Raw genomic sequence first — 14,061 nt, 5'->3', positions numbered from 1 at the left:
CGGGACAAATACTCTGTAGGTTGCCAAGTGCATGGCACATCTCATGCTGCCGCGTGATTCCAATTTTCATTTATTCATTGAATATCATAAGCGGACTGTATCCAGAAATATAACGCTGATTGTGTCATAGAAGCGAGCATTCTGAATCTGTGAATATCGTTTATGGAAATGACTAAAGTGGAAACACATGTTGAAAAAGCGAAGCGGATGACCGAGTACGTTGTATCTCACCAAATGGATTGGAGACCTGATATGCCAAGTATTGTACGTAACCATGGTCCACATAACAAAATTCTTTTATCGTCATTGTTGCTGGCCCTCTTTGGCTGGGTGCCATTGGCGCCCGCCTCTGTTGCTGTTCCAATGGATTCAACCGGGCCTTATCGAACGGTATCTCACCCGGAAAACGCACCATCTGGCGTGGATGCCGGTGTCGGCCCATCCGAATGGACACACGCATACGCGAATCCCGCCCACAATGCTGCATTTCCGGTCCCTGACGATGCGCCGGAATGGATAAAGAACGGCGTATCCTGGTTGTTCCCGGAGGCCCGCGCATGGCCTCTGGCAAACCCGCCGTTCGGGAGTAAGACCTATGGCGCGGCGGAAGCATCCGTAACACAAACCCAGTTCTATGGAAACGCACTGGGGCCATCGGTGGTTGATGGCGTGGTCTATGCGGAAAGCGATGATATGTTTGCATATGCGGTTAACGCAAAAACCGGGAAACTCATCTGGCGCGCGAGTCCTGTCGGTAATAATTTGATGGGCAACCCATTGGTTATTGGAAATACGGTATACCTATCCGCCGGCAGCGTAGCCTTCAACTTCGCCAATGTCCTGCGCTATGCCCACAATCCATCGGCTTCAGCGCGAGGCCTAAATGTGAGTTTCAACGGCATTTATGCCCTTAACCGCAACAACGGCAAGCTACTTTGGTACTTCGCGACACCTGGCGAAACCATGGCGACACCAGCCTATGACAACAACACCCTGTTTATTGCTGATGGCGCAGGAAATGCGTTTGGGATTAATGCCACTACCGGAAAGCAGGTATGGAAAACTCATGTGGGGGGCATGGACAACATGTCCAGCGTGACCGCGTATCGGCATAATATTTATTTTGCTATGGCGATCAAGCCATATCTTTATTGTCTGAATGAATCCAACGGGCATATCGTATGGAAAGGGACGATACCGGGCGCCAGTAATACGGGTATTGGCGACGTATCTCCGGCGGCGGCCGATGGTGTTGTCGTACTCGATGCGACAACGAAACCGCAAGCCAATAAAAAGGCCATGTTCAGCAACGTCATTCGCGCATTTGATGCCAAGACCGGCGCGGTTCTATGGACCAGAAACATGGGAAGCGGAGGAAAAATACCCGCGTTTAAAGGGGGCGTTCCCATGATCCACAACAATATCGTATATGTAGGCAATCCCGTTGCATCCACCTATCAGGCGTATGAACTTAAAACGGGCAAGCTACTCTGGACATGGCATGTCCCCACTAAAGTTGCGGCAGGCGCTGGGCGTTCGGCTCCAACCTATTACAACGGATTGCTGTACATCACTACTGGGCAATACCTATTTGTTGTGAATCCTGTCACCGGAAAGGAACTTCACCAACATCATATCGGTGGCCAGTTCGGGATCGAAAGCCCGGTAATAGTGGGAGGTACCGTCTACCTGACCAACTCCTGGGACTGGATCATGGCGATTCCGCTAAAAACGATAAGTCATAGCAGTTAGTATTTATGGCGTGCTTTCGGCCCGCCCGAGAACACGTAACCAGCCGGCCATCTGCCTCGTTATGTTTCTGGACAATGAAACCAGCATGCCCCGGGGCGATGGCTGAAGGAGATAGATATGGGGAAGAGGAAGAAACATAAAAAATATGCAATATATGCTCTTGCGGTTGTCGGTCTGGCTGCGGGTTCAATAGACGTTGCCGCTGCTGCAAATTGGTTCAAGCTGGAAGGTATTTCTCCAGCACACGCCCCACTGTTAAACTTTTGTGGGTTCTTTATTCCGCTTTACAAATACATGAATGGAACCATGGCAGAAAATGGTCAGATTCCGAGGTTTAACCTGGTAGCACCGCAAGACACATCCAGCAAGTCGTTTAATATTCTCTTTGCGCACATCATGCTGCGAGGAAACATCAATAAGCATATTTCATACATGTTGGCCGGCGAGTTTGGAAACAATCAGTTCACTCACGTTGCCGGTAACTACACACCACAGCTCATGGACGCTCATGCTACATTTAGTTACGTTCCCGGCGCACGCTTTGAAGTGGGTATCATTCGCGCACCCGGTCCGGAAGAAGATATGCAGGGATACCCAAACTTTGCATTTGGATTTAATTATAGTACGGTCGTACAACAACTAATGTTGCAGCCATTTTATTCAACAAATACCGATTATCGGTCAGGGCCATACGAAAGTTATTCTGTTCCCGGTAAAAATATAATGGGAAACAACGCGTTCCGATATCCCGGTGCGGAAGTAATGGACTGGTTTCGTGCGGGGAATATGGAGTACGCCTATGGCGTGATGGTCGGCAACTTTGGACCTCTGGTGGCGACAAATACCTCCAGCGGAGCGCTCGTCGCAGCGCGCCTACAGGCGTCCTATATTTTAAGAGGGTTTGGGCCAATTCATGGACCATTTCGCAGTGACGTGACGGGATTCCTCTGGTATCAGCATGCGAACCCCATTTTTAATGGACAATCCTACTCCATGACACGCGATGGACTTGGCCTGACGTATACGCAGGGATATATGCAACGTTGGGGAAGATGGCTCAAGTTTGAATATATCCGTGGTTCCGGAATGATCGATGCGCCCGCGGTATTTAATACATACGCAGGTGCGGCGCCGACGCTTACGGACGCCCAGGTTTACCCTGGAAGCCAGAATACGGCTAAAGGATATTATGTTTCCGGCGGATTTTTTGTAACCAACCGTTTAGAGTTCGATCTGCGCTATGACTTCTATGATCGATTACCCAATGTTGCAACGCAGGAGAGAATATTCAAAACCTGGGCGATCGGTGGCCAATACCATATTACCAAGTCCACCAGGGTAATGGTTGATTATTTCGTGAGAAGCGTAAACATACCTGATTTGTCCGGTATTCCGCCAGCACAAAGAGCATTACCCCAAAGTGTTGCGAATGCCGCTGACAACGAGTTTGCGGTTACCGCGTTTATTGCATTCTGAGTAGCCGGGCGCCTTGCCAGCGCATTTCACCTCTACGCGAACTCGACGTTATTTACCGATGCAAAAGCGCGAAAAAATCTCGCCGAGAATGTCTTCCACATCCATGTGGCCGGTGATGCCGGCCAGCGCTGCCGCGGCTTCACGCAGGGACTGGGCGACCAGTTCCGGGGCATCTCCCAGGCGGTGCATGTCACGTGCGGTGCCGAGCCGGCGCAAACAGCTTTCCAGGGCTTCGACATGGCGGCGGCGGGCGCTGAAGGGGCAACTATCGCCCTGCACACCCAGTGCTTCGATCAGGCTGCGGTGTAACGCATCGAGACCTGCGCCGGTTTGGGCGGAGAGTGTTATCGCTTCCTCACCCGTCGGGGTGGCAGGTACTGCGGAAACCAGATCCATTTTGTTCCAGATGATGCGGCGCGGTCCGTCCGGCAGGGCACGCAGGATAACTTCGTCCTCTGTTTGCCATCCCGTGCTCGCATCGACCACCAGCAGGATTAGTTGTGCACTGTGTAATATGTTGCGGGCGCGGGCGACGCCCTCCGCCTCCACGGCATCCGCCGCCTCGCGCAGTCCCGCGGTGTCGACGAGTTCCACCGGTAGTCCGCCGAGGACGATCTCTTCCCGAAGCAGGTCGCGGGTGGTGCCGGGGATGGCGGTGACAATCGCCGACTCGCGCTGGGCGAGGGCGTTCATCAGGCTGGACTTGCCGACGTTGGGACGCCCGGCGAGCACCACGCGACCGCCGCGGGCGAGTCGGGCGCCTTGCTGCGCCTGCTTGAGCAGATGGGCGACCTGAGCATCCAGCCGTACCAGACTGTCGCCGATCGCCTGGTCATGGGCATCGCCAAGGTCTTCTTCACTGAAATCCAGTCCGGCTTCAGCGAGGGCGAGGAGGCGCAGAAGCTGGCCGTGAATATCATCGACGGCTTGTGAAAAGGCGCCCTCCAGGCTCGCTGCCGCGGCTCGTGCCTGAGCATCGCTGCGGGCGTGGATGAGGTCGGCCACCGCTTCGGCCTGGGCAAGATCAAGCCGACCGTTGAGAAAGGCCCGTTCACTGAACTCCCCGGCACGCGCCGCCCGTGCGCCAAGAGCGATAGCCTCGGTGAGCAGGCTGGCGAGGGCCAGCGGGCTGCCATGGCCCTGCAATTCCACGACGGTTTCGCCGGTGTAGCTGTTAGGGGCTGGAAAATAGAGGGCAATGCCGTGATCGATCAGGCTGCCGTCGCGGGCGTAAAAGCGGCGAAAATGAGCATGGCGGGGCGTCAGCGGTTTGACTGTCGGTCCGCCGCAGAGCTCCATCGCGATGGACAGCGCCTGTGGTCCGGAGCAGCGCAAAATGCCGACACCGCCTTCTCCCGGCGGAGTGGCAATCGCGACAATCGTGTCTCCCTGCTGATAATCCATGCCCTTAACTCAGCACGGACAAATCCTCACCCACACCCTAGTCCTTGGCCGCCATGATGTGGCGGGTGATCAGATACTGCTGGCCGATGGAAACCACGTTGTTGGTCAGCCAGTAGAGCACCAGGCCTGCGGGGAAGAAGGAGAAGAACACGGCGAAGACCACCGGCAGCGCGGACATGATGCGCTTCTGCATGGGGTCTACCGGCGCGGGATTGAGGCGCTGCTGGAAGAACATGGACACGCCCATGAGCAGGGGCAGGATGAAATAAGGGTCGGGTATGGCCAGATCATGAATCCAGAGGATGAAGGGTGCCTGCCGCAGGGAGACGCTCTCCACCAGTACCCAGTACAGGGCGATAAAGAAAGGCATCTGCAGTATGATCGGCAGACAACCTGCCATGGGGTTGACCTTCTCGCTGCGATACAACTCCATCATGGCTACGCCCAGCTTCTGGCGATCGTCGCCGACTTCCTGCTTCAGTTTCTCCAGCTTGGGCTGGAGCTTCCGCATGTTGGCCATGGAACGGTAGCTGATGGCCGAGGGGTAGAAGAAGATGGACTTGACCACTATGACGAGCAGGATGATTGCCAGTCCCCAGTTGCCGACCAGCCCGTGGAACCAGGTCAGGACTACATGCATGGGCTCGGCGATGATGGCGAACCAGCCGTAGTCCACGGTCTGTTCCAGGCCGCGCCCCATGGCGGCCAGCGTTTGTTGCCGCTTCGGCCCGAGGAAGAGCTGTTGGGTGACGGTGGTGCTCTGTCCCGGCGCCAGGGTAGGTAGCGGGGTGCTCACTCCGGCCACATAATTGGTACCCGAAGGACGCGCATAAACCTGAACTTGCGCATGAGCAGAGGGCAGGATGGCGGTGAGAAAGTAATGGTCCATCATCCCCGCCCATCCGGGGCCGGATTTCAGTACCGGATGATCGTGGATGTCGCTGAAACTCACCTCGCTGAAGTTGCCCTGGTGCATGAGCACTGCGCCGGTGAAAATCGACATGAACATGTGCGTTTCGGTGCGGTCGTTACGCAGGATCTGATCGAAATAGCTGCCGTTCCAGGGCGCGGACCCGCTATTGGTGATGGTGATGTGTTCTTCTGCCACATAGCTGTCGGGCTGGAATGTCCAGGTTTTTTGTACGGTCAGGGGGCCGGCCTTGCCAGTGAGGACGATGGGCTGGCCTGCGGTCGTCTGACCGGCGGGAGCGGCAAACCGGGCGGTCAGGGTTTGCCCGGCGCTGCTGACGAAGCCGCTTTGTTGTATGGTGAGCCTGGCCGCTGCCCCGTCGAGGAGAGGATAAGGGGCGGGATTGTCCACCGCCCGTGGATAGTGGCGCAGGCCCAGGTTCTGAATGTCTCCGCCGTTCAGACTGATCCGACCGGTGAGCACTTGCGTCTGGAAAGATACCGCGGCCCCGGTCGCCGGTGGGAGACCGCTGGCGCTAGCAGGAACCACATCCACTGGCGTCGGCGAGGTGGCCGAGGCGCCGGGCGCCGTTACACTCCGGCTGACAGCGGGCCCGGCCGCAGGTTTCGGCGTATTCTGCTCCTGCCAGGCCTGAAACAGCAGGAAGACGACTACGGCAAGTGCAACGGCGAGGATGGTCTTCTGATTATCCATGGGGCCCCAGGGCGTTTTAAGGAACGGGATCAACACCACCGGGGTGCCAGGGATGGCAGCGGCTGATGCGTTTTATGCCTAGCCAGGAACCTTTGGCGATGCCGTAGCGTTCGATGGCCTGACAGGTATATTCGGAGCAGGTCGGAAAAAAGCGGCAGTTGTGTCCGAGCATGGGGCTGATGACGTACTGGTAGCCGCGCACCACGACCACTGCCGCGCGCCGCGGACTCATGTCCTCTCCAGGATTTGCTGAAGGTAGGCAGCCATGGCGCGCATGCCGAGTTGCCGCGCACCCGCCCGCGCCACGACCAGCACGTCGCGCCCCCGTGTGCGCGCCGGCTGCTGCCGGAAGGCTTCGCGCAGGCGCCGCTTGATGCGGTTGCGGACCACGGCATTGCCCACCTTGCGACTCACCGCCAGGCCCAGTCTTGGATGTGGCAGCTCGTTACCCAGGGCGTAAATCACCAATTCCGGAAAAACCTTCTTGCGCCCCTGCTTGAGGGTACGCTGGATAGCCACCTTCTGGCGGAGACGATCCTCGCGGGTAAAACGATGAGGATGCGCCAGCGCCGGGTTCATCGGCTTACGGACAAAGACGCTGACGGCCCTTGGCACGACGGCGCTTGAGCACGAGGCGGCCGGATTTGGTGGCCATGCGGGCACGGAACCCGTGGGTCCGCTTACGGTGAACGACGCTGGGCTGAAAAGTACGCTTCATGAGACACTTCCTGCGGGTAATTCTTAAGGGCTGAGAAGATAAGGAGATGCTGCGTGAAAGTCAAGGCGCCTCAGCGCACGATTGGCTTGTAACGCAGGCGGTGGGGCCGGGCACCCTCTTCACCCAGGCGACGCTTTTTGTCGGCCTCATACTCGTGGTAGTTGCCCGCAAAAAACTCGACATGGGCATCGCCTTCGAAAGCGATGATGTGAGTGGCGATGCGGTCGAGGAACCAGCGGTCATGGGAGATGACCATAATACTGCCGGCGAACTCCAGCAGGGCATCTTCCAGCGCGCGCAGGGTTTCCACGTCGAGGTCGTTGGAAGGTTCATCGAGGAGGAGGACGTTGCCGCCGGCGATGAGGGTCTTGGCCAGATGCAGGCGGCCGCGCTCACCGCCCGACAATTGTCCCACCAGCTTTTGTTGGTCGGCACCCTTGAAGTTGAAGCGGCCGCAATAAGCACGGGATTGGATTTCAAACTTGCCGACGGTGAGGATGTCCAACCCACCGGAGATTTCTTCCCAGACGTTGTTTTTGGCGGCAAGCGCATCGCGGGACTGATCCACATAGGCGAGTTTGACCGTGGAGCCCAGGACGACTGCCCCGCTATCCGGGCTTTCCTGGCCCACGATCATGCGGAAAAAAGTCGATTTACCGGCACCGTTGGGGCCGATGACACCGACGATGGCACCCGGCGGCACCTGAAAGCTGAGATGCTCAAAAAGCAATTTGTCGCCAAAGCCCTTGGTCACGTCACGGAATTCAATCACTTCGTTGCCGAGGCGTTCCGCCACCGGAATGAAAATCTCCTGGGTTTCATTGCGGGTCTGGTATTCGTAGGAGCTCAGTTCTTCAAAGCGGGCCATGCGGGCCTTACTTTTGCTCTGGCGGCCTTTGGCGTTTTGTCGCACCCATTCCAGCTCGTGCTGCATCGCCTTGAGGCGCGAAGCCTCGGTTCTGGCCTCTTGCTCCAGGCGTTTTTCTTTCTGCTCCAGCCAGGCGGAATAGTTGCCCTTGTAAGGGAAGCCGTGACCACGATCCAGCTCCAGAATCCACTCGGCGGCATTGTCGAGAAAATAACGATCATGGGTGACGGCGACCACGGTGCCGGGGAAACGCTGTAGATACTGCTCCAGCCAGTCTACCGATTCGGCGTCCAGGTGGTTGGTGGGCTCGTCCAGGAGGAGCATGTCCGGGCGGCTGATGAGCAGGCGACAGAGGGCGACGCGGCGCTTTTCACCGCCGGACAAAGGGCCGACCAAGGCGTCCCAGGGCGCGAGACGCAGGGCGTCGGCGGCGACCTCCATCTGTTGCGCGGCCTGATGCCCATCACTGGCGGCGACAATGGCCTCCAGGCGCGCCTGCTCGGCGGCGAGGGCGTCAAAGTCCGCATCGGGCTCGGCGTAGGCGGCATAAACCGCCTCCAGTTCCTGTTGCGCGCCGAGGATGTCGCTGAGACCCTCCTCTACCACCTGGCGCACCGTCTTGTTCGGATCGACCTGCGGTTCCTGCGACAGATAACCAATCTTGAGACCGGGCATGGGCAGCGCCTCGCCTTCGAACTCCTTGTCGATACCCGCCATGATCTTGATCAGGGTGGACTTGCCGGCACCATTCATGCCGAGCACGCCGATTTTGGCGCCGGGGAAGAAGGACAGAGAGATGTCCTTGAGCAGGGCGCGCTTGGGCGGCACGGTCTTGCTGAGGTGATTCATCGAAAAAACGTATTGCGCCATGCCGTGTTCCATCCAAAAAGTGGGTTCAGACCGCCGGAGGGCGGAGTTGGCCTAGTGTAGCGCAAATCAGGGTTCGATGTGGACTATGCGGCTGGCCTCAGGGTTCGGCCTGCAACGCATATTGCTGCTGCGCCATGGTTACAAACGCCAGCGCTGCCGGATTTCCGTCCTCCTGTCGTCCGCGCCAGGCGAGACTTACCTCACTGTCCCCCAAGGCATCCGCCAGCGGTCGGAAGACGATGCCCGGACGTTGAATTTCGGCAAAGGCCGAGAACAGGAAACCCAGTCCGAGGCCCGCCAGGACCGCACTGAACACGGCATTGGAATCGGCGAGTTCCATCAGGATATGTGGCTTCAGGGCATGGATGTGGCAGTGGGCAAGGATGCGGTCATAGGACGCTGGCGCCACCTCGCGGCGCAGGAGAATCAACGACTCCTGGTGCAGACGATGGAGCGCTATGGCGCCCTCTGCGGCAAAGGGATGATCTTCCGGGAGCACCAGCATCAGCGCCTCCCGTTGCAGCAGATGCTGGCGGATATCCGGCAGGATGCCGATATCGCGGATGAAGCCGATATCGATCTGATCATCGCGCAGCGCCTGCAACTGCGCATCGCTGCTCATCTCCCGCAACTCCAGGTGCACCTGCGGAAAGTGCTGACGAAAACCGCGCAGCAGCCCAGGCAGGAGGGCGATGGCGGTGGAAGCAAGAAAGCCGATCCGCAAAGTGCCGGCCTGACCGTTTTGCAGATCGCCGAGCAGGGCCTCCGTGCGCCGCGCCTGCGCCAGCAATTGTCGGGCTTCGGGCAGGAGCACCCGACCGGCGGCCGTGAGGGAGACTTCCCGCTGGTTACGCAAAAAAAGCGGCAGACCGATCTCGTCTTCCAGAGCGCGGATGCTGCGGCTCAGGGAGGGCTGGGCGAGATGCAGGCGAATCGCCGCCCGATGAAAGTTCAGGGCCTCGGCGAGCACGACAAAATGGCGCAGATGACGCAGGTCCACTCCGGTATCACTCCTGAATTCGGGACTGGGAGTGTAGCCCAGCGCCGGCGCGCGCGGCCAGTCAGGGAGCCGGGCGTGAAGCAGCTGCGGAACGCAGGAACCAGTCCGGTACCGGCCGCCGTATCCACGGGCCATGCAGTGCGATCCGTGCCGTCATGGTCAGACCGGGACGCAGCGGGTGCCGGGCCAGGTCCCCAGGATCGACGGCGATGCGCACCGGTACCCGCTGGGTGAACTTGATCCAGTTGCCGCTGGCGTTCTCCGGCGGCAACACCGCGAAGACGGCGCCGGAGCCCCCTCCCAGTCCCACCACCCAGCCGTGATAGGTGACGGCGTTACCATAAAGATCAGAATGCAGTGTCACCGCCGCACCGGGGCGCACGCCCGCCAGGCGGGTTTCCTTGATGTTGGCGGTGACCCACATCTGCTGCAATGGCACCACGGTAAACAGGCGCTGGCCCGCGCTCACCCACTGTCCGGGCTGCACCGCCTGCTGCGCGACGATGCCGGTGACCGGGGCGCGGATGATGCGTCGTGTCCAGTTCAGGTGGGCCAGGGCCAGGGCCTGCGTCGCCGCACGCACGGCGGGGTTTCCCGCCGGGCCGGCGGACCCGAGCTGCGCGGTGAGGGCTGCGCTATGCGCCGATTCGGCGCTGATTTCGGCTTGCAGGCGCCGCACCGCGTCGGCCGCCGTGATGGCGGCTATATCCTCGCTCGCACCGGCGCTGGCCGACGCCCGTAGGCGCCAGGCCTTCTGCTGCGCACTGTTCAGGTTGGCCCGCAAGGCCGCTTCCTTGCTGCGACTGGCCTGAATTTCGTGGACCAGCGCCAGCGCATTTTGCCGGGCCTGCGCCAGTTGCGCTTCCGCCTGTTGCAGCTTGCGACCAGCATGTTCGCCGCGGAGCATCACCAGGGTGGAGCCTGCTTCCACGCGCATGGTGTCGTAGGCGGGGATCGCGGCGACGGTTCCGGTCGTGCGCGCATCCACCGCGTAAAGGTTGCCCTCGACGTAGGCATCGTCTACCTCCAGCCGCTCTTGTCCGATCAGCAACCACCAGAGGCCGTAGACCAGCAGACCGAGCAGGACGACCCCTGCGAGTATCCAGAGGTTGCGCCGCCTCTGGTCTGCCCCGGCCTTGCCGGCGTTGTCAGGGGTGCTGTCTGGACTGATCATAGCCGCCTCCCAATGCGGTTTCCAACTGGGTCCAGGCCTGTAGTGCCGCATAATGGGCAAGGCGCTGGGTCATTTGCTGATGGATGAGGGTGATCTGCCGCTGCAGCACCGCCGCGCGGTCGCTGAGGCCCAACCCCTGGGCAGTGGCGGTGAGTTTTTCCTGCTCCCGGGTGGCGCCGGTACCGGCCGCCTCGGCTTGCCACACCTGTCGGCTGTGCTGGTATCCCGACAGCGCCGTCAGCACCTGCTGGACCGATTGCAGGATGCTTTCCTGGTAAACGGCCACCGCCTTGGCCTGCTGCGCCTCGGCACCATGGAAGCGGCCAGTCAGGGCGCCGCTGGTGAAAATCGGTAACCGCAAGGCCGGTCCAAAGCTGTAGGCAAAGCTCGCCGGGTTCAGGAGCGTGGCGAGGTGGGCGCTGTTCATGTCCAGCAAGGCCGCGAAGGAAATATCTGGATAAAAAGCGGCGCGGGCGGCTTTGGTCTGCTGGACGCTGGCCAGCGCCAGCGCGCGTGCCGCCTGTACGTCGGGACGGTGGGCAAGGAGGTCCAGACTCAGGTGTGGGGGCAGGGTGGGGATTACTGCGGACGCGGGCGCCACCGGCCGTAGCGGGAGGGCATCCGGTGCAATCGCCGCAAGCTCTGCCACGGCGAAGCGTGCGGCAGCCGCCCGTTGCTGCCAGCGGGCCAGGCGGGCGGTATTTTGCTGGAGCTGCAAAGACAGATCGGCAATGGACAGGTCGGTCCCGAGACCGAGATGCCGCCGGGTTCGCAACAACGCCAGCCGCTGTTGGTAGAGGTGCTGCAAACGCCGGGTGCTGGCGAGTTGCTGTTCGGCTTCCGCCCAGCGCAGATAGGCATTGACGACGGCGGCGGTGAGCAGGCGGCGAGTGTCCGCCAGCCGCGCTTCGGCGGCGCGTTGTTCACCCAGCGCCGCCTTGAGACGGTCCGCATATTTGCCCCAGAAATCGAGCGCTTGCGTAAAACCGAGTCCGACATCGCCGCTGTCATAGAGTTTGTTGCCCAGACCAAGCGCCCCCAGCGGGCTGTTGCCGCTGAACTGCAAAGGCGTGACGGCCGCCTGTCCGGAAAGCTGCGGACCGAGGGCCGCCGCCCGCCAGGTGCTGACCGATGCCGCCCACTGGACCGTATCGACGGCCTCTGCCAGACGCGGATTGGCCGGGCTCAGGGCCCGGGTCATGAGTTGATCGAGCCCGGCGCTGGCCAGCCCCGTCCACCAGTCCTGTTGCGGCCACGCGCCGGTGGGCAATGCCTGGGCGCCGTCCAGCCGCTGCACGCTCTTCGCCCAGGCGGGTGCTTTGACATCCGCGGGGTCCGGGGCACGGATGGTCGGCGCGCAGCCGCCGAGGGCCACGACGCCGAGGGCCGCGCATGCGGCGATCCAGCGCTTACGGTGCATGTTCCACATCCTCCTGCCGACCCGGTTCCGCGTCAAAACCGGCGCTTTCCATGATCTGCTGCTCGATGGTAACCCGTCGGATCTGCCCGGCCCGGCGGCGATATGGCCCTTTGGTGAGCCATACCAGGGCAAGCACCACCAACGCCATCCAGCCCCAGAGCCAGAGCATGGATTGCATGGATAGTGCGGCACTCTGGGTGGTCAGGTGCTGGATGGACAGGGCCTGCGCGGCCGGGCCCCTTACGGGCCAGTGCTCCAGCATGCTTTGCAAGGGCGCGGTGGGGGACTGCCAGACCAGGTGTGCCCTAAAGGTATCGCCATGACGTATCCACAGCGCCGAGAAAGCGCTGGACAGATAAGCGCCGCCGAGAATCCGCACAAAGTTCTGCAAGGTGGCCGCAGCGGGCAGGCGACGCTGGGGCAGCCGTGAAAACATGATCAAGCTCAGGGGCACCAGATAAAACCCGATGGCGATGCCTTCGATCCAATGGCTGAGGAGCAGGCTGCGCAGGTTGCTGTGCAGGTTGAGCCGAGTGGTGAATCCATAAATGGCGACGAATCCAAAGCAGATGGTTGCCAGCCAGCGCGGATTCACCCGGTGCGAGATGGGTCCCATCACCGCGATCAGTGGCACGCCGCCGAGGGCCATGGGCAGCAGCACCACGCCCGCCCAGAAAGCCGAATAGTTGGCATGACTGATAAGGGCCGAGACAAAAAGACTGTTCCCGCCCAGCAGCAGTCCCCACCCGAAAACCAGTGCCGGCAGCGCCAGCACGTAATTCCGTCGCCGCAGGAGGCGGAGATCCAGGCAGGGGTGCGGTTGATCCCTTTCCCAGAGGAAAAAGGCCACGAGGAGCACGGCGCCCAGCGCGGTCAGCCAGCGGATGGCGGGGGCATCCCACCAGTTCCAGTCTTCGCCCCGGTTGAGCACGATCTGGAAGGTGGCGCTCCATGCGGCGAGCAGCACCAGCCCGATCCAGTCGAAAGGTTGGCGCAGGTGTTCCCTGGGATCGTCGCGTAACAGGGCGGAGACCATGCCCAGCGCCAGTAAACCCACGGGAAAGGTCAGCACCGCCGCCGCCCGCCAGTCCCAGGTATAGGCGATCCAGCCCGCCAGCGATGGTCCGGCAAGCAGGGGCAGCACCAGATTGACGATGCTGAGATCGGCCGCCGTCTTTTGCCAGCGCAACGGCGCATAGCGGATCAGCAGTCGTCGGGTCAGGGGCGTCAGAAAACCCGCCGCTATGCCCTGCACAAACCTGCCGCCCAGGAACAAGCCGAAATGGTCGCTGAAGACATCGGGCAGGGTGGCCACCATCAGCAGGATGAGGGAGATCTGAAACATCCGCAGTTCACCGAAACGCTGGTAGAGCCAGGTCGCGGGTACCACCGCGAGCGCCCAGGCCAGCAGGTAAAAAGTCAGCGACCAGATCGCGTGGTCGAGGCTGGTGCTGTAGGCGCCAGCGATGTACGGCAGCATCGGGATGGACCAGGCGAGGCTCCACGAGGCCAACAGCAGGCCACTGCTCAGGCCCAGCAACAGCAGCACGCTATCTACCCTGGTAAATGTAGGGTCAGCGGCGGCGTCAGGAGAAACAGGGCGAACGGCCAAGCAGATACCCGGAGCGGCGAAGACACGATGTGCATCTTAGAGGACTGCCGTGTCTGGGGCAAAATGCGTTTTCCGGGCGGGAGTGATGTCTTTTGCGTATCACCAGGAAGGCGCGAGGCGGCTGTTGCGGCATTTCTATCGAT

At 60.5% G+C, this 14,061-nt stretch carries 12 protein-coding genes; 2 read left to right on the top strand and 10 right to left on the bottom strand.

What is annotated here, in order from left to right:
- Nucleotides 1-162 precede the first annotated feature (162 nt).
- A complete protein-coding gene (locus AFERRID_RS06965) occupies nucleotides 163-1,752 on the top strand; it encodes an outer membrane protein assembly factor BamB family protein (RefSeq protein WP_226832962.1) in 1,590 nt (529 codons plus the stop codon).
- Nucleotides 1,753-1,869: 117 nt separating this feature from the next.
- Entirely contained in the window at nucleotides 1,870-3,228 is a 1,359-nt protein-coding gene (locus AFERRID_RS06960; protein WP_113526111.1) for a porin family protein, read from the top strand.
- A gap of 48 nt (nucleotides 3,229-3,276) precedes the next feature.
- Here AFERRID_RS06960 and mnmE read toward each other — a convergent pair whose 3' ends face one another.
- The 10 genes from mnmE to AFERRID_RS06910 form a co-directional block, all read right to left on the bottom strand.
- Nucleotides 3,277-4,632, bottom strand: coding sequence for a tRNA uridine-5-carboxymethylaminomethyl(34) synthesis GTPase MnmE (gene mnmE / locus AFERRID_RS06955; protein ID WP_126604676.1), 1,356 nt, complete (start codon nucleotides 4,630-4,632; stop codon nucleotides 3,277-3,279).
- A 37-nt stretch (nucleotides 4,633-4,669) separates the two neighbouring features.
- Nucleotides 4,670-6,256: a membrane protein insertase YidC gene (yidC, locus tag AFERRID_RS06950; RefSeq protein WP_126604675.1), complete on the bottom strand. Its 1,587-nt coding sequence runs from the start codon at nucleotides 6,254-6,256 to the stop codon at nucleotides 4,670-4,672.
- A gap of 16 nt (nucleotides 6,257-6,272) precedes the next feature.
- Complete coding sequence (gene yidD / locus AFERRID_RS06945) at nucleotides 6,273-6,488, bottom strand: membrane protein insertion efficiency factor YidD (RefSeq protein ID WP_113526114.1); 216 nt, start codon at nucleotides 6,486-6,488, stop codon at nucleotides 6,273-6,275.
- Nucleotides 6,485-6,871 carry a ribonuclease P protein component gene (rnpA, locus tag AFERRID_RS06940; RefSeq protein WP_232027885.1) on the bottom strand — a complete coding sequence of 129 codons (387 nt, stop codon included), beginning with the start codon at nucleotides 6,869-6,871 and terminating at the stop codon, nucleotides 6,485-6,487. Before rnpA ends, yidD begins: the two co-directional genes overlap by 4 nt.
- Nucleotides 6,840-6,974 (bottom strand): 50S ribosomal protein L34, encoded by a 135-nt coding sequence (rpmH, locus tag AFERRID_RS06935; protein ID WP_009560916.1) that lies wholly within the window; start codon nucleotides 6,972-6,974, stop codon nucleotides 6,840-6,842. The genes rnpA and rpmH overlap by 32 nt, the downstream gene beginning before the upstream one ends.
- Before the next feature lie 70 nt (nucleotides 6,975-7,044).
- Entirely contained in the window at nucleotides 7,045-8,712 is a 1,668-nt protein-coding gene (gene ettA / locus AFERRID_RS06930) for an energy-dependent translational throttle protein EttA (protein ID WP_113526116.1), read from the bottom strand.
- A 97-nt stretch (nucleotides 8,713-8,809) separates the two neighbouring features.
- Nucleotides 8,810-9,712, bottom strand: coding sequence for a LysR family transcriptional regulator (locus AFERRID_RS06925; protein ID WP_113526117.1), 903 nt, complete (start codon nucleotides 9,710-9,712; stop codon nucleotides 8,810-8,812).
- 61 nt (nucleotides 9,713-9,773) lie between these two features.
- Nucleotides 9,774-10,886: an HlyD family secretion protein gene (locus AFERRID_RS06920; protein WP_126604674.1), complete on the bottom strand. Its 1,113-nt coding sequence runs from the start codon at nucleotides 10,884-10,886 to the stop codon at nucleotides 9,774-9,776.
- Nucleotides 10,861-12,306 (bottom strand): efflux transporter outer membrane subunit, encoded by a 1,446-nt coding sequence (locus AFERRID_RS06915; RefSeq protein WP_226828924.1) that lies wholly within the window; start codon nucleotides 12,304-12,306, stop codon nucleotides 10,861-10,863. The genes AFERRID_RS06920 and AFERRID_RS06915 overlap by 26 nt, the downstream gene beginning before the upstream one ends.
- Complete coding sequence (locus tag AFERRID_RS06910) at nucleotides 12,296-13,855, bottom strand: MFS transporter (protein WP_232027883.1); 1,560 nt, start codon at nucleotides 13,853-13,855, stop codon at nucleotides 12,296-12,298. The genes AFERRID_RS06915 and AFERRID_RS06910 overlap by 11 nt, the downstream gene beginning before the upstream one ends.
- Between the last annotated feature and the right edge of the window lie 206 nt (nucleotides 13,856-14,061).

It is taken from the genome of Acidithiobacillus ferridurans (assembly GCF_003966655.1).
Lineage (GTDB): Bacteria > Pseudomonadota > Gammaproteobacteria > Acidithiobacillales > Acidithiobacillaceae > Acidithiobacillus > Acidithiobacillus ferridurans.
The sequence above is the reverse complement of the archived record's forward strand: the minus strand, read 5'-3'. Positions and strand labels throughout refer to the sequence as shown.